This window comes from Streptomyces sp. NPDC015242 (assembly GCF_043079125.1).
GTDB lineage: Bacteria > Actinomycetota > Actinomycetes > Streptomycetales > Streptomycetaceae > Streptomyces.
Map to the genome: position 1 here is coordinate 392909 of NZ_JBIBUF010000004.1, position 23774 is coordinate 416682.

Sequence of the window (23774 nt, forward strand, 5' to 3'; positions counted from 1 at the left end):
GCGGCTTCAGAGCTGGAACTCGGCCGGGGACAGCCCCAGCGCCGCGCAGGCCTCGCGCAGGACCTGCGCCTCGGCCTGGGAGAAGTGACCGTCGGCACCGGCGATGACCATGCCGGTCTGGATCACGGCCCGCGCCTCGGTGGGCTTCTTGGCGGCCTTGGCGATCTCCTGCATCGCCTCCGCCTTGCCGTGCTGGAAGTTCATCGTCAGCTGGTCCACGTGCTTGCTGAAGCGCTGGCGCAGCTGCTCCGGCGGGAAGTTCTGCAGCACGTCGTTGCTGACGATCATCGACTCGACCTGCTGGCGCTCGGCCGGGTCCACCTGCCCGTCGGCGGCCGCGACCAGGGCACACATCGCCATGCTCGCGTCCCGGTAGGCCCCGCTCTTCAGCTCGTTCTTCAGCGATCCGAGCTGCGTCTTGAACAGGCCGATCAGCTGGGCCTTGCCGCCCCCGCCGCCGGACCTCGACCCGCCGTGCCCGCCGCTGTGCCCGCCGGCCGCGCCGTGTCCGGCCTGCCCCTGCTGGAGAGCCTTGGCCTGGTCCTTCAGCCGGTCCCACACTGCCATTGCCGTCACCTCGGTATTCGTCAGCCTCGAAAGGCGCACCCGCCAACGCGCGCACACCCTCCCAACGCCCGGCCCACGGGCAAAGGTTCCGCAAACCCTCTCACCCGGCGCCCCACCGCACCGGCCGCACACGGCCGGTTCCGCCGGAAACAGCGGAACGGGCCCGCGCCGGGTTACCGGCGGTCGGCTGCCGCCTCGGTGGCCGGTCCGGCGTCCGGGTCCGAGCGGGCCGCCGAGGGCACGGGCCGGACCGGGGTCGTCGTGGCCGAGGGGGAGTCCGGCGTGGAACCGGTGCCGTCATCGCCCCCGGGGGAGCGGGACCCGGCCGGACGGGAGTCCTCGGCGCGCGGACCGGCCGTACCGGGGACGGGCGTGCGGGTGCGCTGCGCGTCGCGGTCCGTGGCGGGGCCCGCGGTGGGGTCCGGCTCGGACGGCGCGGGCGCCGGGGTCGCCGGGGCCGGGGTCGCCGGCGGCGGGGCCATCGGCACGGTCGGGACGGCGGGCGCCTCGGGCGCCGACAGGCGCAGCGGCAGGACGATCAGGGCGGCCACCGCGCAGCACAGGCCCGCCCCGGCCGCGGTCCGCAGCAGCCGCCGGCGGGTCGCCCGGCGGCGGACCGCCGCGAACTGGCCGGGCGGCGCGCCCAGGTAGTCCGGGGAGGAGGGCCGCAGGATGACGGCCAGCGGGTCGTCCGGGCCGGACTCCGGCTCGCCCGGGACGTCGTCAAGGCGTGTGGTCAAGGATTCTCCTCAGATGGACGCGGAGCAGTTCCCGGGCCGCGTGCAGATCGGCCTTGACGGTTCCTTCCTTGCGCCCGGTCAGGGCGGACACCTCCCGGACCGGCATGTCAGCGTAGTAGTGGAGGAGGATCGGGACGCGCAGTCGCTCGGGCAGCGCCTGCACGAGCAGCCGCACCGACGGGTCGGCCTGCTCGGGGTGGGGCCGCACGGCGGCCTCGGAGGTGACGCGGTGCAGGGCCCGCCGCTCGCGCTCCAGCTTGCGCCAGTGGTCCCTGACGAGGTTGGCGGCGGTGACGTAGAGGAAGCCGCGCGGCTCCTCGACCGACGTCCAGCGCGCCCACAGCCGGGTGAACGCCTCCGAGGCGATCTCGTGGGCCGTCTCGTCGTCGTCGACGAGCCGGCGGCACCAGCCGGCGAGACGCGGATAGAGGGCGGCGAACAACTCGGACGCGGCCTTCTCGCGGGACCGTTTCAACGTTCTCCAGAGGTGGGGGACTCGGCGCCGTCCTGCACGGCGAACACGATCACGTTGTCCGCGTAGCCGTCGCCGGTACGCGCTCCGCCGCAGGTGATCAGCCGCAGCTCCGGACGCGCCACGTTCCCGTAGACGTCGTCCGCGGGGAACTCGTTCTTCGGGACGGTCCGTACGGCGGTGACGGCGAAGCGCGCCGCCGTGCCGTCCTCCAGGCGCGCCTCGACCCGGTCGCCCGGGCGCAGCCGGGCCAGGTGGCGGAAGACGCCGTCGCCGTACCGCCCGACCGTGACATGGCCGAGGAGCACCGAAGGCCCCGTCCGGCCCGGGGGCGGCGAGTGCCGGTACCAGCCCGCCCGGTCGTGCGCCTCGACGGGCGGCACCTGCACGGTGCCGTCCGCCGCCAGGCCCAGCGGCATCACCGGGGTGTCGACGCCGATCGCCGGGATCAGCAGCCGGGCCGGGGCGGAACCGGCCGCGGGGCGTGACCCCCGGGCCGGCTCCGGCGACGGCGGGGTCCGCGCGGCGCGCGGCCGTTCGGCGGTGCCGCCGCCGCAGGCCGTCAGCGCGGACGCCAGGGCCGCGGCCGCGAAGGCGCGCCTGGAGAACCGGCTCATGCCCCGTTCGCCCGGCGGCGCACGGCGAACACCGTGCCGCCGCCCACCAGGAGCACCGCGGCGGCGCCCGCGCCGATCGCCGTGGCGTCGCCGCCGGAGTGCGCGGACCCCGGCGTCTCACCGGTGTCGGGTGCGCCGCTGGGCACGACGGACACCTGGTCACGGGCCGGTGCCCGGGTCGGTTCGGCGCTCGGGGCCGTGCGGGACCGCTCGGCGGGCGCGGCCGGCCGGGGCGTGTCGGTCGCCTCCGGGTGGGTGGTCGGCGCGGCGGTGGGGACGGGGCTCGGGGCCGTCGCCCCGTCCGCGAACGCGGGCCCCGTGCCCATCAGTACGGCGGTGCCCGCGAGGGCCAGCAGGCTGAGGACGGTTCGGCGCATGGAGTCGCACTCCCAGGTCGGGTGAACAGGTCGTGCGGAAGAGACGAGGCGCGGACGGGGCGGGTTGTAAAGAGAGGGCAAAGTCGCGGAGGGGGGAGCCGTCGACCCGGACGTACGGAACCCCGGACCCCTGCCGTACAGGGAATCCGGGGTCCGGGGTGGGGTGGTGCGGGTCAGCGCAGGGTGCCGATGCGGTCCAGCCGCTCGTTGACGCCGTTGCGCAGCTCACCGAGGGTCGTGCCCGAGGGGGCCTTCTTCGGTGTGGCGGACGGCGGCTGGGTCTCGTCCGCGCAGGTGGTGCCGCGCGCCGGGACCTTGAGGTCGACCAGGTAACCGGTCACCGCGTCCGTGGCGCAGGCGCTGCGGCCGAAGGCGGTGTGCCCCTCGGCCTGGAAGGTCAGCAGCCGGCCGTTGTCGAGCTTGCGGGACAGGGCCACCGCGTCCCGGTACGGGGTGTCCGGGTCGCCGGTGGTGCCGAGGACCAGGATCGGCGCTGAGCCCTTCGCCCGGAAGGAGCCGGCGTAGCGGCTGGGCTTCTCGCCGGTCCACTGGACGCAGGCGGTGGCGTGCTGGTGGTCGTAGGTGGGCGGGCCGTACGCCATGGCCGGGCCCAGCAGCGGCGCCAGTTCGGCGTTGCGGGTGACCTGCCGCTTCAGCAGGGCCGGGTCACGCGGGTAGTCCTTGTCGACGCACTCGACGGCCACGTTCGGGTTGAGGAAGTCGTAGCTGGCCGGGGACGGCGGCCGCAGCAGGAACGAGGTGTTGTCGCGCTGCTGCGCCTTGCGCAGGGCCTGGCCGAGGGAGGGCCAGATGACCTTCCCCTCGTTGATGTTGAACATCAGGCGGTAGACGAGGGTGTAGCCGTTGGCCTGGCCGCCGTTGGCGGTCGGCACGGGGTTGGCGTCCAGGTCGGCCTTGAGCTTCTCGAACGCGCCCCGGGGGTCGCCGTCGCCGAACCCGCAGGTGGCCTGGTCGGCCTCGCACCAGTCGAGGAAGCGGCCCATGGCGCCGTCCAGCGCCAGGTACTGGGGCCGGTCGTAGGCGTAGGGCTTGTTCGCGTAGCGCTCGGGGTCGTAGGCGCCGTCGAGCACCAGGGCGCGCACGCGCTGCGGGAACATGGCGGCGTAGACGGTGCCGATGTAGCTGCCGAACGACCGCCCGTAGTAGGTCAGTTGCTCCTCGCCGAGCGCCTGTCGCAGCAGGTCGATGTCCCGGGCCACGTACCCGGTCCCCACGTACGGCACGAGGCCGCCCGCGTTGTCCTGGCAGCCCTGGACGAACGAGGCGGCCTGGCGCACGGCGGGTTCGAAGGCGTCCGGGCCGGGGACGCCCTTGGCGGCGGTGACGGCCCGCGTGTACGTCGGGTCGTCCCAGCACACCACCTGCGAACTCCGCCCGACACCGCGGACGTCGTAGCCGAAGACGTCGAAGTTGTCGCGCAGGGAGGCCGGCAGGTCGGCGTAGTTGTTGCGCACGAAGTCGACGCCGGAGTTGCCGGGGCCGCCGGGCTGGAGGAAGAGGGTCCCCTTCTTCGCGCCCTGGTCCGCGGCCTTCTTGCGGATGACCGCGAGGGTGATGCTCTTGCCCTGCGGGTCGCGGTAGTCCAGCGGCACCTGGGCGTCGGCGCACTCGAACCCGCCCTGGCAGTCCGCCCAGGCCAGGGTCGGCACGGCCGGCTGCGGGTCGGTCGCGGTGGCGGGCTGGGCGGCCATCACCTGGGGTGCGGCGGCACCGGAGACGGCCAGGGTGAGGGCGGCGGCGAGGGCGACGCGCAGCCGGGGCAGACGTCTGCGCGCGGGCGCACCGGTCCGGCGTTCACCGTGTTCTGTTGTTCTCACTGAGTGTTTTCCCCCTCGGGCGCGGGGCGTTGCCCGGCGCTCGGTCGGTCGGTCGGTCCTCGATCGGACTGGTCGGTCGATCGAGTCGGTCGGTGGCAGTTTCCGGCCAGGCGGGGCGGGAGGCACCGGCCGCGGTCGGATTGTCGACGTACTGGGACGTGATCTTCGCACTACCCGGCGGTAGTTGCGGGGGTGTTCACTTGCGGAGCCCCTTGCTCCCGGGAAGGAAGGTCCGACATGTCCGAGCCCTATCCCGCCGTCGAGCCGTACGACCACGGCATGCTCGCCGTCGGCGACGGCAACCTCGTCCACTGGGAGACCTGCGGCAACCCCGCGGGCAAGCCCGCGCTCGTGCTGCACGGCGGGCCGGGGTCCGGCGCGGGGCCGTTCTGGCGGCGGCTGTTCGATCCGGCGGCGTACCGTGTGGTGCTGTTCGACCAGCGCGGGTGCGGGCGCAGCAGGCCCGACGCGGCCGATCCGGAGACCTCGCTCGCCGCCAACACCACCCACCACCTGATCGCCGACATCGAACTGCTGCGCCGTCACCTCGGCATCGACGCGTGGCTGGTCCTGGGCGGCTCCTGGGGCGTCACCCTCGCGCTGGCCTACGCCGAGCGGCACCCCGGGCGGGTCTCGGAGCTGGTGCTCTTCAGCGTCACCAGCACCACGCGGCGGGAAGTGGACTGGGTGACGCGGGACATGGGCCGGATCTTTCCCGAGGAGTGGGCCCGGTTCCGGGACGCCGTACCGGAGGGGGAACGCGAGGGGAACCTGGCCGACGCGTACGCCCGGATGCTCGCGGATCCCGATCCGGCCGTGCGGGAGCGGGCCGCGCGGGAGTGGTGCCGCTGGGAGGACGTGCACGTGTCCACCCACCCGGGACACCGGCCCGACCCGCGCTTCGAGGACCCGCGTTTCCGGTTCCGGTTCGCCCGCCTCGTCACGCACTACTGGCGGCACGCCGCCTTCCTGGAGGACGGGGCGCTGCTGCGCGACGCGGGGAAGCTCGCCGGCATCCCCGGTGTGCTGGTCCACGGCCGTATGGACATCAGCGGACCTCCGGACGTGGCGTGGCACCTGGCACAGGTGTGGCCGGACGCGGAGCTCGTGCTGATCGGGGGCGAGGGGCACGGGCTGTCCGGGAGCACATCGACGGGGGCGGTCGTGGGAGCGACGGACCGGTTCCGCCCGGTGCGCGGACGGTAGCCGCTGCCCAGGAGACCGGCGGCGGCGGGCTGCTTCATGTTGCTGCGGGCGGCGGGCCGTAAGCGCCGTAAGCGGTCGCAAGCGGCCGTAAGCAGCCCTGAGCAGCCCTGAGCAGCCGGGAGGAACCCCGGCGGCGTCACCCCGCGAACACCCCCCGCCCCACCCGCAGGAACTCCCGCACCGCCGGTCCCGACGCCTCCCTCCACACCAGCGCCAGCAGGGCCGGCGCGGTGACGTCGGCGATCGTGCGGGTGACGAGACGCTCGCCCGCGTCCCGGGTCATCGAGGCGCTCAGGACCGCGACGCCGAGTCCCCGGGCGGCCAGGTCCGTGATCGCGTCCGCGGCGCTGGCCTGCAGCGCGATGGCCGGGCGCAGGTCCCGCGCGGCGCAGGCGCGGTCGAAGACGGTGCGCAGGCCCGTACCCGGCGGCATGCACACGACCGGGTGGGCGGTGACGTCGCGCAGGGTGACGCGCCGCCGGTCCGCCAGCGGATGGCCCGGCGGAACCGCCACCACGAGCCGCTCGCTGACGATCGTCAGCGCGTCGAGCCCTTCGGGGGGCTCGGCGGCGCCGACGAGCGCCACGTCCACCTCACCGGCGCGCACCGCCTCGACCAGCCGGTCGGAGTTCTCCTCCAGCAGGGAGATCTCCACGCCCGGGTGGGCCCGGTGGAACGCGGCCAGCGCCTCGAACAGGGGCGTCACCGTGCAGCCGATGACCATGCCCGCCACGAGCCGCCCCCGGACCAGGCCGGTCACCTCGCCCACCGTCTGCTCCACCGCCCCGGCAGCGGCGAGCGCCGCACGGGCGTGGCCGAGTGCGGCGCGGCCCGCCGGGGTCAGGGTGACGGTACGCGCCGACCGGTCGAACAACTCGGCCCCGAGCTCCCGCTCCAGCCGGCGGATCTGGGCGCTGACGCCGGACTGGCTGATGTGCACGCGCTCGGCGGCCCGGGTGAAGTTCCGCTCCTCGGCGACGGCGACGAAGTACTCCAGCTGCCTCAGTTCCATGACAGGGCATTCTAGTTTTCAGTAGAACCAGCTGTTGGACTTCTGGCCGGGCGGGGCCGAGGCTGGAGACGACCGAAGAACCCGCCGGAGGACACCGGAAGGACAGACCCGTGTACGAGAAGGCCATGCGCCCCGAGGACCTCACCCGCCTCTTCGTCGAACGCTCCAACGCCGGTGACGCGGCCGGGGTGGCCGCGCTCTACGAGGAGGACGCGGTGCTGGCCTACCCGCCCGGCCGGCGGACGGTGGGCAGGGAGGCGATCCGCGCCCTGTGGGAGAAGGTGCTGGCCGACCGTCCCCGCTTCGAGCCGGAGACACCCCTGCCGACGCTGGTCAGCGGCGACCTCGCCCTCACGTCGACCCCGCCGAAGGACGGCACCGGCGCCCGCGCCCAGGTCGTCCGGCGCCAGCCCGACGGCAGCTGGCTCCGCGTACTGGACCAGCCGGAGTTCACCCCGCCCACCGACGGGAGCGCCCGGGACTGACGAGGCCGGGCGCGTCCGCGTGCGGTGCCGGAGGTCAGTCCGTCACCTCCGTCACCCTCCAGCGCTGGTTCGCCCCCGAGTTGGGCTGCCACACGCCCACAGGTGCGTTCTCGCTCGTCGACTGGCCCGAGACGTCGGGGAGTTGGCCGGTGGCGGCGTTGACCAGGGTCCAGGTGCCGTCGCCGGTCGTGGAGGCGATCCACTCCGCGGCCCTGTCCCGGCGGCCCGTGTCCGGCTCGGCGACCAGGGCGCCGTCGCGCACGGCGAGGCGCTTGCCCGAGGCCGCCTCGGTGAGGACGTGACGGCGCTGGTTGCCGGTGCCGCGCACCCGCTCCACCGTCCACTGCCGGCCGGCCGGGCCGGCCGAGGCCCCGCGGATGACCAGCCCCGTGCCGTCGCCGGCGATCGCGAGGTCCTTGCCGCTCTGCACGCCGGTCAGGCGGTACGTGTGGCCCTCGCGCAGTTCCGCCGCGTCCTTCGCGACACCGGCCACGCCCCGCACGAGGAAGGACGTCACCGACTGCGCGGGCACCCGGACGGTGGCCCGCTCGTCCGTGACGCGGACGGGCCGCTGCCTGGCCAGCTTGCCGTCGGCGCTGGTCACCACCGGCGTGACGGTGGCCCGTGCGGAGACGTGGCCGAACTTCGACAGGTCGAGCGTGACGTCACGCGCCTCGGCGGTGCTGTTGACGTGCACGACGGTCGCCGCGTCGCCCTTGCGGGAGACGGCGGCCGTGCTGGACGTGTCGTCCGTCTTGATCAGCCGGTCGCCGGGCCTGATGAAGTGCGTGAAGTTGCGGGCGGTGTCGAACTTCGTGTTCGTGCGGACCGGGCAGGTCTCCAGGGTGTCCTTCGCCGTGCAGCTGAACGGCAGCTGGATCTCGCCCCAGTTGCCGCCCTTGGCCGACTCGCCGCCCGGCTTCATGTTGTCGTAGTCCTCGACCGGCTGCCAGAACACCCAGGCCCTCGGCTCCAGTTCACGCAGGTCGTCGACGATGCGCTGGGCGAGGCCGAGGCCCGGCCGCATGTCCGTGAAGCTCTGGCCGTCGCCCCAGTCGCCCTCGACCTCGCTCATCCACAGCGGCTTGCCCGCGGCCTTGGCGAGGTCGCGGACGGTGGTGCGCTGACCGGTGCCGTAGGTGTGGACGTTCAGCTGGCCCACCAGGTCACGGACCTCCCGCGGGTAGGAGTTCCAGTTGGTGGCGAAGAGGCCGGGGTTCGTCTCGTCCATCGCGGAGATCTCCGCGCCGGAGCGGGACCTGTCCAGCACCGGGGCGAGCGCGCGCAGCACCTTCTGCTGGAGCTCGGGGCCCATGTGCGCGCCCTCCTGGCGGCCGCCGGCCGGCTCGCCGTCGGGGCCGAGCCGGGTGCCCCAGTAGTCCGTGTTCGGCTCGTTGAACGGGTCGAGCGTGTCGACCTCGATGCCGTGCGCCTTCTCCAGCCGTTCGGTGGCGCCCACCAGGTACTTCGCGAAGTCCTCGACCGACTCGGGCTTGAGCTGGTCCCGGCCGGCGTCGAAGTTGCCGGAGACGTAGCCGCTCTCGGTCATGAACCAGGGCGGGGAGTTGCTGAAGGTCTCCCAGTGGGTGATGTCCTTCTTGATGCGGTCGACCCACCAGCGCTGCGTCCGGTCCGCGTTCTCGTTCCAGTCCGCCGGATCCCCGGCGTCCCACCAGCCGACGTCCTCGCGGGTGGTCCCGGCCGGGGCCTTCCACCAGCCCTCGACCGCGCCGCCCGCGCGCAGGTAGTCCTTGACGTCCGGGGCGTTGCCGCCGCCGATGTTGTAGCGGGCGATGTTCAGCGCGAGGCCCTCGTCGCCGAAGAGGAGCCGGTAGAGCTTCTCGCGTATCGCGGGCGGGTAGTCGCCGGTGGCGTTGGCGAACCAGACCAGGCTGGTGCCCCAGCCCTCGAACCTCTCGCCCGCGTAGGAGGGGTCCGGCCGGACGGTGACGCCGGCGGCGGCCCGGCCGGCCGCCGCCGGTCCGGCGTGGGCGGCGGGCAGGGTCGTCGTGGCCAGGAGGGTTCCGGTCGCCACGGCGGTGACGCCGACGGCCCCGAGGAGCCTTCGTCTGCGGGTGCGGTGTGCCATATCGAGTACTCCAACTCTTCTGCGTGCCGCGCGTCCCGGCGGACACAGAGATCGGGGCCCAGGTGGTGCGACTGGTCCGGTTCTGTCGCTTCTCGTACGGTTCGGGCTCGACAATGTTTACGTAAACATCCGCTGGCGGGATGTCTACACTGTCCGAATCTCAGGGGTCAAGGAGTCGTACGGCACCGGAAGTTCAGGCCGGGGCGGCGACGCGGGCGAGGGGCGGGTGGGCGCCATGGACGGCGAGAGCGGGTCGAGGGGCACCAGCCGGACGGGACGGCGTGCGGCCCGCCCCCGGCAGGGCGCCTCCATGGCCGATGTGGCGCGGCTCGCCGGGGTCTCCTCCCAGACGGTCTCCCGCGTCTCCAACGGCTTCGCCGGGGTCACCGAGGACACCCGCCGCCAGGTCCTCGCCGCCATGCGGGAACTGGGCTACCGGCCCAACAGCGCGGCCCGGGCCCTGCGCCGCGGCGAGTTCCGCACGCTCGGGGTGATCACGTTCTCCCTCTCCACGATGGGCAACATCCGCACCCTGGAGGCCATCGCCACCTCGGCAGCCGCCCACGGCTACGCCGTCACGCTGCTGCCGGTGGCCGTCCCCACGCAGGACGAGGTGAACGGCGCGTTCTCCCGCCTGGGCGAACTGGCCGTGGACGCCGTGATCGTCATCATGGAGATCCACCTGCTCGACGCGGCGACGGTCTCCCTGCCGCCGGGGGTGCAGGTCGTGGTGGCCGACTCGGACGCGGGCGACCGCTACCCCGTCGTCGACACCGACCAGGCGGGCGGCGCCCGGGACGCCGTACGGCACCTGCTCGGCCTCGGCCACGAGACGGTGTGGCACCTGGCGGGCCCGGAGGACTCCTTCGCCGCCCAGCGCCGCGCCAACGCCTGGCGCACGACCCTCACCGAGGCGGGCCGCACCCCGCCGCCCCCGGTGCGCGGGGACTGGTCGGCGGAGTCCGGCTACCGCGCAGGCCTCCTGCTCGCCGACGAGCCCGGCTGCACGGCGGTGTTCGCGGCCAACGACCAGATGGCCCTGGGCCTGCTGCGCGCCCTGCACGAGCGGGGCCGCCGCGTCCCCGGCGACGTCAGCGTCGTCGGCTTCGACGACATCCCCGAGTCCGCGTCCTTCCTCCCGCCGCTGACGACCGTCCACCAGGACTTCGCCGAGGTGGGGCGGCTGTGCGTGGAAGGGGTGCTGCGCAGGATGCGCGAGGAGGACGCCGGCGGCGGCTCCGCCGGGGGCGGGCACGGGACGACGCTGGTGCCCACCCGGCTGGTGCTGCGCGAGAGCACCGCGCGCAGGGGTGGTTGAGCGCGTGGGACACCCGCACGGTCCGCACCCGCCTGCCACGGGCGCTTGGCGCGCCCTCCTGGCCCGGGCCGAAGAGGCCGCCGCCCGCCACGCCTCACCGCTCCCGGAAGCCTTCGCCGAACTGGTGCGGGTGGCGCACACCGAGCCGCTCCTGCGCCGGCTGCACCCCTGGGCCGGCATGTGGGAGCTGCACTTCAGCCGGTGCACGGAACATCCCTTCACCTGGGACGTCCCCTACATCGGCACGTCGGCCGACGGCCGGTACCGCGTGGAGGGCCCGAGCCGCAGCAGCCCGCGGATCACCGAGACCGGCTGTGCGCGGGCCGCGGTCGCGCGGGTCGTCGAGCACCTGCCACCGGGCTGCGGCCCGGCCTTCCCGGGCAGCGCGCACGAACTGGCCGCCCACGAGAGGGCGCGGGACGGCGGGAAACGGGCCTGAGAGCCCGGCGGCGGCGAAGACCGGCTGCGAGCCCGCCCTCCGGGAGGGCCCGCACCGTGTGACGCCGGCGGTCAGCGGCGGCGGGCCCGGGGCGGCCTGCCGCGCCGGGCGCCCTGGGCGGAACCCGAGCGTGCGGGGCGGTTCTCGGCGGGCGGCGGGGTGAGGACCACGGGCACGCCCGAGGGTTCCTGCGCACCCGTGATGCGGCTCAGCTCCGCCTCGTCCGGGCCCACCCGTGTGATCTGCGGGGTGATGCCGGCGTCGGCCATCAGCCGGGACATCTCGCGCCGCTGGTGCGGCAGGACCAGCGTGACGACGGTCCCGGACTCGCCGGCGCGCGCCGTGCGGCCGCCGCGGTGCAGGTAGTCCTTGTGGTCGGCGGGCGGATCGACGTTGACGACCAGGTCGAGGTTGTCGACGTGGATGCCGCGGGCGGCGACGTTCGTGGCCACCAGGACCGTGACGTCGCCGTCCTTGAACCGGGCCAGGGTCCGGGTCCGCTGGGACTGCGACTTGCCGCCGTGCAGCGCCATCGCCCGCACCCCGACCGCCAGCAGCTTCTTCGCCAGCCGGTCGGCGGCGTGCTTGGTGTCCAGGAACATGATCACGCGTCCGTCGCGGGCGGCGATCCGGGTCGTGGTGGCGTGCTTGTCGTCGTCGTCCACGTGCAGCAGGTGATGGTCCATCGTGGTGACGGCGCCCGCGGAGGGATCGACCGAGTGCACCACGGGATCGTGCAGGTACGTGCGCACCAGCCGGTCCACGTTGCGGTCCAGGGTGGCGGAGAACAGCATCCGCTGGCCCCCGGGCCGCACCTGGTCGAGCAGGGCGGTCACCTGCGGCATGAAGCCCATGTCGGTCATCTGGTCGGCCTCGTCGAGCACGGTGATGCCGACCTGGTCCAGCCGGCAGTCGCCGCGGTCCAGGAGGTCCTTGAGCCGTCCCGGCGTCGCGACGACGACCTCGGCACCGGCGCGCAGGGCGTTCGCCTGGCGGCCGATCGGCAGCCCGCCGACCACCGTCGCGAGCCGCAGCCGCAGCGCCTTGGCGAACGGGGTGAGGGCGTCGGTGACCTGCTGGGCCAGCTCGCGCGTGGGCACCAGGACGAGCGCCAGGGGCTGCCGGGCCTCGGCCCGCTGCCCGTCGACGCGGGCCAGCAGGGCGAGCCCGAAGGCGAGCGTCTTGCCCGACCCGGTGCGCCCGCGGCCCAGCACGTCGCGCCCGGCGAGCGAGTTGGGCAGGGTGGCCGCCTGGATGGGGAACGGCGCGGTCAGGCCTTCCGCGCCCAGCGCGGCGAGCAGCCGCGGCGGCAGGCCGAGATCGGCGAACGCCTCGACGGCGGGCAGGGCCGGGGTGACGGTGACGGGCGGTGCGAACTCGCGGGCCGGGGCGGGGCGGCGGGCGCCGTGGCCGCCGTTCGCCGTGCGGGCGGCGGTGTTCTGTCCGCCCGCCTTGCGGGAGCGGAACCCGCCGTTGCGGGAGCGGGAGGAGCCGTTGCTGCTCCTGCGAGCCGTGCGGTCCATGGGGGAACCTTCCTCGATGCGGCACGTATCGGGGAATGCGCAGACGGCACCGGAGAGCCGCAGGATTCGCAAGAGCGAGCCGGAACGGATGTAAACGAGCCGAGGCCCGCACCGCGAGGGGTGCGGGCCCCGGTCAGGGCAGACGCGTCGGCGTCAGGCGGGAACGATGTTCTCGGCCTGCGGGCCCTTCTGGCCCTGCGTGACGTCGAAGGTCACCTTCTGGCCTTCCTGGAGCTCACGGAAGCCGGAGGTGGCGATGTTCGAGTAGTGGGCGAACACGTCGGGACCGCCGCCCTCCTGCTCGATGAAGCCGAAGCCCTTTTCCGAGTTGAACCACTTCACGGTGCCGGTAGCCATATGAATCTCCCTTGAGGGGCAGTACTCAGGGCCCGCACCTTGCGGACCCGTAGTCGCCGAAATGATCACCCTGTGGAGAGATCCGAAAATCTCGGAAACAAAAAAGAGTGCTCGTCGACAAAAGGTCGAAAGAGCACTCGAAGTCTCTGGGAACCAAAACTGCAACAACAACGACGGTAGCACAGGGGGCGGAGGAAGGCCCGGAAAATCTCGTACCCGAGGCTGACCCGGGTGCCGGTTCTACTGCGTGGCGAGTACCCCGGATTGTCGGCAGCCGCACGACGACGGGAGGGCCTCCGGGCGGAGAGGCTGGGCGGACGATCGACACCAGATGTGGAGACCTCCTGCCGTGGCAACTTTCCTGTACCGAGTGGGCCGTCTGGCCTTCCGGCGACGCTGGTACGTCGCCCTGGTCTGGGCGGCCGTCCTGGCCGCCGTGGGGCTGGGCGCCCTCAAGGCGCCGGGCGCCGTCGACGAGGAGTTCTCGATGCCCGGCATCGAGTCCCAGAAGGCGTTCGACCTGATGGAGGAGCGCTTCCCCGGAACCGCCGCCGACGGCGCGACCGCGCGGGTGGTGTTCATCGCGCCCGGCGGCGAGAAGGTGACCGCCGCGCAGAACAAGGAGGCGATAGAGAAGGCCGTCGACGGGCTGGGCGACGGGACGCAGGTGGCGAGCGCCGCCGACCCGTTCCGGGCCAAGACGATCAGCCGGGACGGCTCCACCGCCTTCGCGACCGTCACCTACGAGGTCGGCCCGGCCGACCTGACCGACGCCAGCCGCACCCACCTGGAGCGGACGATCGACCAGGCCCGGAAGTCCGGGCTGACCGTCGAGGCGGGCGGCACCGCGCTGGCCGAGGAGGGCGGGCCGGGCGGCGCGGCCGAGGTGATCGGCGTCGCGATCGCCGCCGTGGTGCTGCTCGTCACGTTCGGCTCGCTGGCCGCCGCCGGGCTGCCGCTGCTGACGGCCGTCATCGGGGTCGGTGTGAGCATGGCCACGATCCTCGCCCTGTCCAGCGCCCTCGGCCTGTCCACCACCACCGGCACCCTGGCGATGATGCTGGGCCTGGCCGTCGGCATCGACTACGCCCTGTTCGTCGTCTCCCGCTACCGCGAGGAGCGCGCCAAGGGGCGCACACCGCAGGAGGCGACCGGGCTGGCCGTCGGCACCGCCGGGTCCGCGGTGGTCTTCGCCGGTCTCACCGTCGTCATCGCGCTGGCCGGGCTCGCCGTCGTCGGCATCCCGATGCTCACCAAGATGGGGCTGGCCGCGGCCGGCGCGGTCGTCGTCGGCGTGCTGATCGCGCTGACCCTCGTGCCCGCGTTCCTCGGCTTCTGGCCGAACGCCGTGCTGACCCGCAAGGCCCGCAGGAGCGGCCGCATCGAGGCGAGCACCGAGTCCAACGGCGGCACCCGCTGGGCCCGCCAGGTCCTGCGCCGCCCCCTGCCGGTGCTGCTGCTGGGCGTGCTGGGCCTGGGCGCCCTGGCCGTGCCGGTGACGGGCCTGCAGCTGGGCATGCCCGGCGACGAGGCCAAGCCGGTCTCCGCCACCGAACGCCGGGCCTACGACGCGCTCGCCGAGGGCTTCGGGCCGGGCTTCAACGGGCCGCTGACCATCGTCGTGGACGCCGAGGGCGCCGCCGACCCCAAGGGCGCCGCCGCCACGGTCGCCGAGCAGATCGGCGCCACCAAGGGCGTGGTGTCCGTCTCCCCGGCCCGCTTCAACGACACCGGCGACACCGCCGTCTTCTCCGTCGTGCCGGCGACGGCGCCGACCGACCAGAAGACCGAGGACCTGGTGACGACGATCCGGGACGAGCGGTCCGGAGTGGAGAAGGACACCGGCGTGACCTACGAGGTCACCGGCACCACCGCGATGAACATCGACATCGCGGAGAAGGTGCAGGCCGCGCTGGTGCCGTACCTGGTCGTGGTGGTCGGTCTGGCGATCGTGCTGCTGCTGGTGGTCTTCCGGTCGCTGCTCGTCCCGCTGAAGGCGGCCCTCGGCTTCCTGCTGTCGGTGCTGGCGTCCCTCGGCGCGGTCGTGGTGGTCTTCCAGGAGGGGCACGGGGCGGAGCTGTTCGGGGTGGAACAGACCGGCCCGATCATGAGCCTGATGCCGATCTTCCTGGTGGGCATCGTCTTCGGCCTGGCGATGGACTACGAGGTGTTCCTCGTCTCGCGGATGCGGGAGGCGTACGTCCACGGCGAGCCGTCCGAGCGGGCGGTCGTCTCCGGCTTCCGGCACAGCGCCCGGGTGGTCGTCGCCGCGGCCCTGATCATGATCGCGGTGTTCGCCGGGTTCATCGGCGAGAGCGACTCCATGATCAAGATGATCGGCTTCGGGCTCGCCACGGCCGTCCTGTTCGACGCGTTCGTCGTCCGCATGGCGATCGTGCCGGCCGTGCTCGCCCTGCTCGGCGACAAGGCCTGGTGGCTGCCGAAGTGGCTGGACCGGCTGCTGCCCCGCATCGACGTGGAGGGGGAGTCCCTCACCCGGCCGGCGGCCGGCCCCGCCCCGGACAGCGCCCCGGACCTGGAGCCGGCGCGCACCTGAGCGGACCCGTCCCGTCCCCCGGGCCGCCCGTGGCGCAGGACACGGGCGGCTCCTCGGGCGTCCCCGCCCCGGATCGACCACGATGGTGACAGTCCACCCACCGGAGAACCCCATGACCACCAGCCCGGAACGGCGCTACGCGGACCGCCTGGAGGAGTTCGCCCACCGCCGCCCCTTCCTCGTCGACCTGGCGACGGCCCTGGCGCTGATGGCCTGCGCGACCTACGGCACCTCCCTGTCCCTGCCCAGCGCGACCTCGCCGGCCCAGGACAAGACGGGCGTCGTCCTCATGGGCGTGGGGTGCCTCTTCCTGCTCAAGCACCGCGCCTATCCGCGCACCGTCGTCCTGGTCAACACGGCCTGCACCGTGGCGGCGGTCGCGAAGGGCTACCTGCTCACGCCGCTGCTGCTGGCGCCGATCATGGCGGCGCTGTACTGGTTCGCCACCGTCTCCCCGCGCAAGACCATCCGCGTCTACGGCCTCGTCACCATGCTGGCGGTGACCGTCGCGGCCGTGTTCGCCGACTCCATGGACCACCTCTCGCTGCTGCTGCGGACCATCGGCCCGTTCTTCTGGCTGCTGCTGCCCCTCGCCGCGGGCAACATGACGCGGATGCGGCGCGCCTACCTGCACGCCGTGCAGGCCCGGGCCGAGCACGCCGAACGGACCCGGGAGGAGGAGGCCCGGCTGCGGGTCACCGAGGAGCGCGTGCGCATCGCGCGGGAGCTGCACGACGTGGTGGCCCACCACATGGCCCTGGCCAACGCCCAGGCCGGCACGGCCGCCCACCTCGCCCTCACCGACCCCGAGCAGAGCCGGAAGATCCTCACCGACCTGGCGGGCACCACCTCCGCCGCGCTGCGCGAGCTGAAGGCCGCGCTCGGGCTGCTGCGCGAGAACGACGACCCCGACGGCGGCGGCCCGCTGGAGCCCTCGCCCGGGCTGGCCCGGCTGCCCGAGCTGGTCTCGGCGTGCGAGTCGGCGGGTCTCGAGGTCGCCGTCAGCACCGAGGGCGAGCCGCAGCCGCTGTCGCCCGGCGTCGACCTGACCGCGTACCGGATCGTGCAGGAGGCCCTGACCAACGTCACCAAGCACGCCGCCGCCGAGGCCGCGCACGTACGGCTCTCCTACACAGGCTCCCGGCTGCTGATCACCGTCACCAACGACGGCCCGAGCAGGCCGGAGGCCGGCCAGGGCCGCGGTTTCGGCGTGATGGGCATGCGCGAACGGGCCCGCTCCATCGGTGGCGACCTGTGCGCCGGGCCCCGCCCCCAGGGCGGCTTCGAGGTCACCACCGCACTGCCGCTGCAGCCCGACCACCTCCCGGAAGGAACCATCACCGCATGAGCATCAGGGTGCTGCTCGCCGACGACCAGGCCCTCCTGCGGGCCACCTTCCGCATCCTCATCGACTCCTGCGCGGACATGGAGGTCGTCGCCGAGGCCTCCGACGGCGGGGAGGCGGTGGAGCTCACCCGCGCCCACCGCCCCGACATCGTCCTCATGGACATCCGCATGCCCGGCACCGACGGACTGACCGCCACCTCCACGCTGTGCGCCGACCCGGACCTGTCCGCCACCCGCGTGCTGATCCTCACCACGTTCGAGACCGAGGACTACGTGGCGCAGGCCCTGCGGGCCGGGGCCAGCGGCTTCCTCGGCAAGGACGTCACGGCCGAGACCCTGCTGGACGGCCTGCGCACGGTGGCCTCCGGCGAGGCCCTGCTGTCACCCGGCGCCACCCGCTCCCTCATCAGCCGCTTCCTCATGGCGCCGGCCCCCGGCGCCGATCCGGCACCGCCGCGGCGCCTCGCCGATCTCACGGTCCGCGAACGCGAGGTGATGGCCCTGGCCGCCGAGGGCCGCTCCAACACCGAGATCGCCGAGGACCTCGTGCTCAGTCCGCTGACCGTGCGCACCCACATCCACCGGGCCATGACCAAGCTCGGCGCCCGCGACCGGGCCCAGCTCGTCGTCATCGCCTACCAGACGGGCCTGGTCCGCGCGACGCCTCCGGCGTAGGGGCGGCCGGCCTGCCGTAGACGGCCACCATGAGGTCCTGCGCCACCCGGTTCATGTCCCGGCCCTTGGCGTCGGTGGAGTTGACGCTGTACACGAGGGTGCGCGAGCCGTCGCGGGTGGAGGCGAGGGCGGCGTTGTAGCCCCAGCGCCCGCCCGTCTTGCCCCACACCTCGCGCCCGCCCAGCACCTTCATGGACAGGCCGGCGGAGTACGCGGCCGGTTCGCCGCCGCCCAGGCCGGTCACCTTCGGCAGGGTGAACATCTCCTCCAGCAGCGGCCCGCGCACGATCCGGCCCGCGAACAGGGCGCGGGTGAACCGTTCGAGGTCCCGCGTGGTGGAGACGAGGTCCCCGGCCGCCCAGGCGTCCGTACCGCTCCACACGGACACGTCGCGCAGCCCGGTGGTCCCGTCCTCCAGCCGCATCCGCTGGTACCCGTGGTTGTGCGGTCCGGTGATGCGCGGGTTCGTCCCCGGGGCGTACGTGTCGCGCAGCCCCAGCGGCCGGAGCACCCGCCGGGCGAGCTGGTGCTCGTAGCTGTCGCCCGTGACACGTTCGACGAGCAGACCGGCGATCGTGTACCCGATGTTCAGGTAGTGCTGCCGCGCGCCGGGCGCGAACTCCGGCTGCTTCGCGGTCGCCGAGCGGACCATGTCCCGGGGGTCGTGGACCCGGAAGCGGTGGGCGTACCACTCCTCGACGGTGGTGCCGGGGAGGTCGGGCGCGGGGATGCCGTGCGTGTGGTTCAGCAACTGCCGCACGGTGACGCCCGCGTACGGCTCAGGGACGAGGTCGGGCAGGTAGGAGCGGGCGGTGCGGTCGAGGTCCAGCCGGCCCTCGGCGGCCAGGTGCAGGACGACGGCCGCGGTGAAGACCTTGGTGACGGACCCGGCGCGGAAACGGGCCGCCGGGTCGGCCGGGCGGCCGGTCCGCAGATCGTGCACCCCGGAACTGCCGTGCCAGACGCCCTCCTCGCCCCCGACCCGTACGAGGGCCGCGGTCGCGTCGGCGTCGGGGAGTCCGGCGAGGGCGGCCTCCAGGGCGGCGTGCGGGGACGGCGCGGAGAGCGCGGGGGGCGCGGCGTGGGCGGTGCCGGGCAGGAGGGACGGCCCGGCCGCCGCACTCAGGGCGAGCACGGCAGCCAGCAGTCCGGTACGGGTCCTCATGGGTCAACTCCGTGATGGTGAGCCGTCGTCGGGTACGGCTCCATCCTTCGCGGCGGCCACGGCCGGCGGATCGCCCGCGCGAGCGGTTCCCGGCCGCGGCCGGCTCACCGGCGCGGGGGAGGAACCGGCCGTTCCGGCTCACCCGGGCGGGGCTCCCCGGCCGCGATCAGGCCGCTCTCGTACGCGCAGATCACGGCGTGGATCCGGTCCCGCAGTCCCAGCTTCGCGAGCACGTTGCCGACGTGCGTCTTGACGGTGTGGTCGCTCACCACCAGCTCGGCGGCGATCTCGGCGTTGGACAGGCCGCGCGCGAGCAGCAGCAGCGTCTGGCGTTCGCGGGCGGTCAGCACGTCCAGCCGGGGGTCGGGTCTGCGGGACCGGGCGGCGGGCGGCCGGACGTACTGCTCCACCAGGCGGCGGGCCACGCTCGGCGCGAGCAGCGCGTCGCCCCGGGCGGCGACCCGGACCGCGTGCACCAGATCGTCCCGCCGCACGTCCTTCAGCAGGAACCCGGCGGCGCCCGCGTGCAGCGCCTCGTACACGTACGCGTCGGAGTCGAAGGTCGTGAGCATCACCGTGCGGCAGCCGCCCGCCGCGGTGATCGCCCGGCAGGCCTCGATGCCGTCCATGCGGGGCATGCGGATGTCCAGCAGCGCCACGTCCGGGGCGTGCCGCCGCACCGCCTCGACGGCCTCGGCCCCGTCGGCGGCCTCCGCGACGACCTCGATGTCCGGCTGCACGTCCAGGATCAGGGCGAAACCGCTGCGCACCAGCTCCTGGTCGTCGGCCACGACCACCCGGACGGTCACCGCGCCGCCTGAGCGGTGGCCGGGGCGAGAGGGAGGCGGACGCGCACGCCGAAGCCCCGGCCGTCCGGGCCGGCACCGGTGACCGCGGTGCCGCCGTGCGCCGCCGCCCGCTCCCGCATCCCGACCAGACCGTGGCCTCCTCCACGCGCCGCCCCGGCCCGGGGCCCGCACCCGTCGTCCGTCACCCGGATCTCCAACTCCTCGTCCTTCCAGTCGAGTTCCACCGTCACGGTACGGGCGCCGGCGTGCCGGACGGTGTTGGTCAGGGCTTCCTGGACGATCCGGTACACGGTCGCCTCGACCCCGTCAGGGACCGGGCGGACCCGGCCCGCGCCGCGGTAGCCGACGTCCAGGCCGCTGCCGCGCACCCGGTCGAGGAGGGCGGGGAGTTCGGCGAGTCCTGGCTGCGGGGCGCGCGGGGGACCGTCCGGCTCGTCGCCGTCGCGCAGCACGCCCAGCATCCGGCGCAGCTGTGCCATGGCGTCCCGCCCGGTAGCGGAGATGGCGTCGAAGGCGGCCTCGGCCCGTTCGGGCGCGGCCCGCACCGCCACGGGTCCGGCCTCGGCCTGCACGATCATCAGGCTCACCGCGTGGGAGAGGATGTCGTGCATCTCGCGCGCGATCCGGGCCCGTTCGCGGGCGGCGGCCCGCTCGGCCTCGACGCGGTGCGCGCGCTGCCGGGCGTCGGCGAGCCGCCCGAAGACGTAGGCGGCGGCGAACACGAAGCAGGAGAAGGTCAGTTCGCGCGCGGTCCGCGTGTTGAGCCACACGCCCGTGGGCACGGCGGCGAGCAGCACGAGCCCGGCCAGGAGCCGCCGTGGCGCGGGCGACAGGGCGGCGATCGTGTACACGGCCACCAGGCCGGTGTACGGCAGGGGCTGCCCGGGCCCGTCCAGGGTCAGCCGGTACAGCGCGTTCGCGGCCAGCACCGCGAACAGCACGGCGAGCGGGGCGCGCCGCCGCCAGACCAGGGGCAGGACGGTCAGCGCGCTCAGCCCGTACGCACCCCAGGTCGCCGGCGGCAGCGCGGGATCGCGCGGCACCAGGAACGGCATGGTCATGGCGCCCTGCACGAGCAGGGCGATCCCGAGGTCCACCAGCAGCGGTCTGGCCGCGGCGCGTCGGCGCCCCCGCTCCCACCCGTCGCGCAGCCTCCCGCGCATGCCCGTCGTCACCCCGTACGCCCCCGTCCTGTGCCGGCTGCCGGCTGCCGGACACGGTAACGGGGCCTGGCGCGAGAGCCGCCGGGGTGGCGGCCACCGCGGGGCCACGGGCCGGGAACGGCTCGATGACGCCCGGGCAAAGGCGGCATATCCCCCGGCCGTGTCCGGCGGCCCGGAGGCGGGTGCACAATCCTGTCCAGGCAGACCGGAAGGAACCGCCGGCATGATCGAGTGGATGCCCCTGAGGAGCGGACTCAGGCCCGTCCCGCAGCCCCTGGCCACACCGCTGGTCTGGGCCGGGGCCTTCGGCGGCGCGCTGGTGCTCGTCGCGCTCGTCAACGGCGTGGCCGGGCCCGGCCGGCCCGAACTGGTCCTCACCGCCCTGTCGTTGCTGGCCGCCGTGACGGGGCTGTGCGCCCGGTTCACGGCGGCCCCGGGGACGGCCGTCCTGTGCTGGCTGTTCCTCAACGCCTTCGGTATCCCGCCCATGGGCACCCTCAGCTGGGCCGGTCACCGCGACACCACCTGGCTCGCCTGCCTGTTCACCGCCGCCCTCGCCGGCACGGCCCTGTCCCGCGTCGCCCACGCCCGCGCCGCCTACCGCCGCCTCGCCCCGGCGCCCGCCCGCTCCGACGGCACCTTCGGCACCGGGCCGTACGACGGCCGGGCGGCGGGCGGACGGGGCGGGCGTTAGGATCCGGGCCATGCCGCTGACCGTGGACGACGTGGAACGGTTCCAGGCCTTCAGGCCCCGCCTGGAAGCCCTGGCCTACCGGCTCCTCGGCTCGGCGAGCGAGGCCGAGGACGCCGTGCAGGAGACGTTCCTGCGGTGGCAGGCCGCCGACGCCGGCCGCGTCGAGGTGCCCGAGGCGTGGCTGACGAAGGTGCTCACCAACCTGTGCCTCAACCAGCTCACCTCCGCCCGCGCCCGCCGCGAGACCTACGTGGGCCAGTGGCTGCCCGAACCGCTGCTCGACGGCGACCCGATGCTCGGCCCCGCCGACACCGCCGAGCAGCGCGACTCGGTCTCGTACGCGGTCCTCACCCTGCTGGAGCGCCTGACGCCCAACGAGCGGGCGGTGTACGTGCTGCGGGAGGCCTTCGGCTACGCGCACCGGGAGATCGCCGGGATCCTCGACGTGAGCGAGGCCGCCAGCCAGCAGATCTTCCACCGGGCCAAGCGGCACGTCGCCGCCGGCAAGGCCCGCGCGGAGGTCGACGAGGCCACCGCGCGGCGGATCGTCGACGAGTTCCTCGCCGCCGCCACCAGCGGCCGCACCGAACCGCTCGTGCGGCTGCTCACCGAGGACGCCGTGGCGATCGGCGACGGCGGTGGCAAGGTCCCGGCCCGGGCGAGGGCGTTCGAGGGCGCCCTCGCGGTCGCGAGGTTCCTGCGCGGCATGTTCAAGCCCGGCAAGGCCCAGCGCGCCCTGGCCGGCGGCACGGTCGGCGTGCACGCCACGACCGCCAACGGCGGGCCCGCCCTCGTGGCGGTCGTCGACGGCCGGGTCTTCGGCATCATCAGCCTGGAGATCACCGCCGACGGCATCGCCGCGCTCCGCAGCCAGGTCAACCCCGACAAGCTGGAGCGCGCCACCCGGCAGTGGGCGGCGACCGACCACGGCGAGCCCCTGGTCACGATCTTCTGACCCGGCACCCGACCCGGGTGTGAGCTGCTTCACATCCGTCTTCTGTCAGGAAACGGCGGACCACCCGGTTCAAGGGGTGAATCCGCAGACGACAGGAGCCAGGAAATGCAGCACCGCATCATCGTCCTCGGCGCCGGATACACCGGCGCCGTCGCCGCCGGCCGCCTCGCCAGGCGACTGCACCGCGACGACGTCGCCATCACCCTCGTCAACGCCGAACCCGACTTCGTCGAGCGGGTCCGGATGCACCAGCTCGCCGTCGGCCAGGAGCTGACACCCCGGCCGTTCGACGAGATGTTCCGGGGCACCGGCGTCGCGCTGAAGCTCGCGAAGGTCACCGCCGTCGACGCCGGCCGCAGGACCGTCACCGTCACCGCCCCCGGCACCGGGGGAGCGGACCGGGAGACGCCGGCGTACGAGGAGCTGGAGTACGACACCCTCGTGTACGCGCTCGGCAGCGGCTGGGACGACCGGGGCGTACCCGGTGCCGCCGAGCACGCCCACGACATCGCGAGCCGCTCCGGCGCACTCCGGCTGCGGGAGCGCCTGGCCGGTCTCGGCGCCGGTGAACCCGTCGTCGTGGTCGGCGGCGGTCTCACCGGTCTGGAGGCCGCGACCGAGATCGCCGAGGCCAGGCCGGACCTGGACGTCGCCCTCGCCGCGAGCGGCGGCCTCGGCGACTGGCTGTCGCCGAAGGGCCGCCGGCACCTGCGCAAGGTGACCGAACGGCTCGGCATCACCGTCCACGAGCACACCGAGGTCGCCTCCGTCGCGGCCGGCCACCTCACCACCGCCGACGGCCGGCGCGTCCCGGCCGCGGTCACCGTGTGGACCACGGGCTTCGCCGTCCACCCGATCGCCCGCGCCACCGGCCTGGAGGTCACCGACACGGGCCGGATCGTCGTCGACCGGACCATGCGCTCGGTCTCCCACCCCGACGTGTACGCCGTCGGCGACGCGGCCCTCGCGACCGGCCCCGGCGGCAAGCCGCTGCGCATGTCGTGCGCCTCGGGCGTGCCCATGGCCTGGCAGGCCGCCGACGCCATCGCCGCCCGGCTGACCGGCGGAAAGCTCCCGAACGTGCCGATCAGGTACTTCAACCAGTGCGTCTCGCTGGGCCGCAGGGAAGGCCTGATCCAGTACGTCACCGCCGACGACCGCGCCGTCGACGCGGCCCTGACCGGCCGGCTCGCCGCCCTCTACAAGGAACTGATCTGCAAGGGCGCGGCCTGGGGCGTCGCCCACCCGGTGCTGGGACCGGCCCGCCGCCGGCGCGTCGTGCGCACGGCCGCACCGGCCGGCGATCCCTCGGTCGAGGCGGCGGCCTGACGGGTCTGACGGGCGGGGCGGGGCCGGGCCCCGGGGCGGG

The 23774-nt window shown here is 74.2% G+C and carries 23 protein-coding genes; 10 read left to right on the forward strand and 13 right to left on the reverse strand.

The genetic code is table 11. From position 1 onward, the window contains the following. Window positions 1-6: 6 nt before the first annotated feature. The 6 genes from ACF07N_RS16425 to ACF07N_RS16450 all read right to left on the reverse strand — a co-directional run bounded on the left by ACF07N_RS16425 (window position 7) and on the right by ACF07N_RS16450 (window position 4485). Entirely contained in the window at window positions 7-567 is a 561-nt protein-coding gene (locus ACF07N_RS16425) for a tellurite resistance TerB family protein (protein ID WP_383327005.1), read from the reverse strand. 173 nt (window positions 568-740) lie between these two features. Continuing rightward, entirely contained in the window at window positions 741-1307 is a 567-nt protein-coding gene (locus ACF07N_RS16430; protein WP_392113088.1) for a hypothetical protein, read from the reverse strand. Further along, window positions 1291-1782 (reverse strand): RNA polymerase sigma factor, encoded by a 492-nt coding sequence (locus tag ACF07N_RS16435; protein ID WP_392113091.1) that lies wholly within the window; start codon window positions 1780-1782, stop codon window positions 1291-1293. The genes ACF07N_RS16430 and ACF07N_RS16435 overlap by 17 nt, the downstream gene beginning before the upstream one ends. Then, entirely contained in the window at window positions 1779-2396 is a 618-nt protein-coding gene (locus ACF07N_RS16440; RefSeq protein ID WP_392113094.1) for a class F sortase, read from the reverse strand. The genes ACF07N_RS16435 and ACF07N_RS16440 overlap by 4 nt, the downstream gene beginning before the upstream one ends. Then, entirely contained in the window at window positions 2393-2773 is a 381-nt protein-coding gene (locus tag ACF07N_RS16445; protein WP_392113097.1) for a sortase-dependent protein, read from the reverse strand. Before ACF07N_RS16445 ends, ACF07N_RS16440 begins: the two co-directional genes overlap by 4 nt. 173 nt (window positions 2774-2946) lie before the next feature. After that, window positions 2947-4485, reverse strand: a complete 1539-nt coding sequence (locus ACF07N_RS16450) for an alpha/beta hydrolase (RefSeq protein ID WP_392113643.1) — start codon at window positions 4483-4485, stop codon at window positions 2947-2949. Between the two features lie 363 nt (window positions 4486-4848). Between ACF07N_RS16450 and pip the strand changes: the two genes are divergently transcribed. Further along, window positions 4849-5817, forward strand: coding sequence for a prolyl aminopeptidase (gene pip, locus ACF07N_RS16455; RefSeq protein ID WP_392113100.1), 969 nt, complete (start codon window positions 4849-4851; stop codon window positions 5815-5817). Between the two features lie 136 nt (window positions 5818-5953). On the opposite strand, the gene ACF07N_RS16460 is transcribed toward pip, so the two are convergent. Then, window positions 5954-6829 (reverse strand): LysR family transcriptional regulator, encoded by an 876-nt coding sequence (locus ACF07N_RS16460; protein ID WP_392113103.1) that lies wholly within the window; start codon window positions 6827-6829, stop codon window positions 5954-5956. A 125-nt stretch (window positions 6830-6954) separates the two neighbouring features. Between ACF07N_RS16460 and ACF07N_RS16465 the strand changes: the two genes are divergently transcribed. Continuing rightward, a complete protein-coding gene (locus tag ACF07N_RS16465) occupies window positions 6955-7314 on the forward strand; it encodes a YybH family protein (protein ID WP_392113645.1) in 360 nt (119 codons plus the stop codon). Between the two features lie 34 nt (window positions 7315-7348). On the opposite strand, the gene ACF07N_RS16470 is transcribed toward ACF07N_RS16465, so the two are convergent. Beyond that, entirely contained in the window at window positions 7349-9403 is a 2055-nt protein-coding gene (locus ACF07N_RS16470) for an RICIN domain-containing protein (protein WP_392113106.1), read from the reverse strand. A 310-nt stretch (window positions 9404-9713) separates the two neighbouring features. On the opposite strand from ACF07N_RS16470, the gene ACF07N_RS16475 reads away from it, so the two are divergent. Continuing rightward, window positions 9714-10721, forward strand: a complete 1008-nt coding sequence (locus tag ACF07N_RS16475; protein ID WP_392113109.1) for a LacI family DNA-binding transcriptional regulator — start codon at window positions 9714-9716, stop codon at window positions 10719-10721. Window positions 10722-10725: 4 nt separating this feature from the next. Next, entirely contained in the window at window positions 10726-11160 is a 435-nt protein-coding gene (locus ACF07N_RS16480) for a DUF6193 family natural product biosynthesis protein (protein WP_392113112.1), read from the forward strand. 71 nt (window positions 11161-11231) lie between these two features. Here the strand turns inward: ACF07N_RS16480 and ACF07N_RS16485 are convergent, their stop codons facing one another. Both ACF07N_RS16485 and ACF07N_RS16490 read right to left on the reverse strand, forming a co-directional pair. Continuing rightward, complete coding sequence (locus ACF07N_RS16485; RefSeq protein ID WP_383326973.1) at window positions 11232-12683, reverse strand: DEAD/DEAH box helicase; 1452 nt, start codon at window positions 12681-12683, stop codon at window positions 11232-11234. Between the two features lie 153 nt (window positions 12684-12836). After that, on the reverse strand, window positions 12837-13040 hold the full coding sequence (locus ACF07N_RS16490; RefSeq protein ID WP_003991681.1) for a cold-shock protein: 204 nt from the start codon (window positions 13038-13040) through the stop codon (window positions 12837-12839). Window positions 13041-13389: 349 nt separating this feature from the next. Between ACF07N_RS16490 and ACF07N_RS16495 the strand changes: the two genes are divergently transcribed. The 3 genes from ACF07N_RS16495 to ACF07N_RS16505 all read left to right on the forward strand — a co-directional run bounded on the left by ACF07N_RS16495 (window position 13390) and on the right by ACF07N_RS16505 (window position 17619). Beyond that, window positions 13390-15597 carry an MMPL family transporter gene (locus ACF07N_RS16495; RefSeq protein WP_383341576.1) on the forward strand — a complete coding sequence of 736 codons (2208 nt, stop codon included), beginning with the start codon at window positions 13390-13392 and terminating at the stop codon, window positions 15595-15597. Window positions 15598-15709: 112 nt separating this feature from the next. After that, window positions 15710-16945: a sensor histidine kinase gene (locus tag ACF07N_RS16500; RefSeq protein WP_392113117.1), complete on the forward strand. Its 1236-nt coding sequence runs from the start codon at window positions 15710-15712 to the stop codon at window positions 16943-16945. After that, a complete protein-coding gene (locus ACF07N_RS16505) occupies window positions 16942-17619 on the forward strand; it encodes a response regulator (protein WP_392113120.1) in 678 nt (225 codons plus the stop codon). The genes ACF07N_RS16500 and ACF07N_RS16505 overlap by 4 nt, the downstream gene beginning before the upstream one ends. Here ACF07N_RS16505 and ACF07N_RS16510 read toward each other — a convergent pair. From ACF07N_RS16510 to ACF07N_RS16520, 3 genes are all read right to left on the reverse strand, one after another. Next, window positions 17573-18784 (reverse strand): serine hydrolase domain-containing protein, encoded by a 1212-nt coding sequence (locus ACF07N_RS16510; RefSeq protein WP_392113122.1) that lies wholly within the window; start codon window positions 18782-18784, stop codon window positions 17573-17575. The two genes, ACF07N_RS16505 and ACF07N_RS16510, sit on opposite strands and share 47 nt — an antisense overlap. A gap of 104 nt (window positions 18785-18888) precedes the next feature. Beyond that, a complete protein-coding gene (locus tag ACF07N_RS16515) occupies window positions 18889-19593 on the reverse strand; it encodes a response regulator (RefSeq protein ID WP_383326959.1) in 705 nt (234 codons plus the stop codon). Next, window positions 19590-20756, reverse strand: coding sequence for a sensor histidine kinase (locus ACF07N_RS16520; RefSeq protein ID WP_392113126.1), 1167 nt, complete (start codon window positions 20754-20756; stop codon window positions 19590-19592). Before ACF07N_RS16520 ends, ACF07N_RS16515 begins: the two co-directional genes overlap by 4 nt. Before the next feature lie 223 nt (window positions 20757-20979). Here ACF07N_RS16520 and ACF07N_RS16525 point away from each other — a divergent pair, with 223 nt between their 5' ends. The 3 genes from ACF07N_RS16525 to ACF07N_RS16535 all read left to right on the forward strand — a co-directional run bounded on the left by ACF07N_RS16525 (window position 20980) and on the right by ACF07N_RS16535 (window position 23734). Continuing rightward, the gene (locus ACF07N_RS16525) at window positions 20980-21450 is read left to right on the forward strand and encodes a hypothetical protein (RefSeq protein WP_383326953.1); all 471 of its coding nucleotides are present in this window, start codon (window positions 20980-20982) and stop codon (window positions 21448-21450) included. A gap of 10 nt (window positions 21451-21460) precedes the next feature. After that, the gene (locus ACF07N_RS16530; RefSeq protein WP_392113129.1) at window positions 21461-22405 is read left to right on the forward strand and encodes an RNA polymerase sigma-70 factor; all 945 of its coding nucleotides are present in this window, start codon (window positions 21461-21463) and stop codon (window positions 22403-22405) included. Window positions 22406-22510: 105 nt separating this feature from the next. Continuing rightward, window positions 22511-23734 carry an NAD(P)/FAD-dependent oxidoreductase gene (locus tag ACF07N_RS16535; RefSeq protein WP_392113132.1) on the forward strand — a complete coding sequence of 408 codons (1224 nt, stop codon included), beginning with the start codon at window positions 22511-22513 and terminating at the stop codon, window positions 23732-23734. Window positions 23735-23774 lie beyond the last annotated feature (40 nt).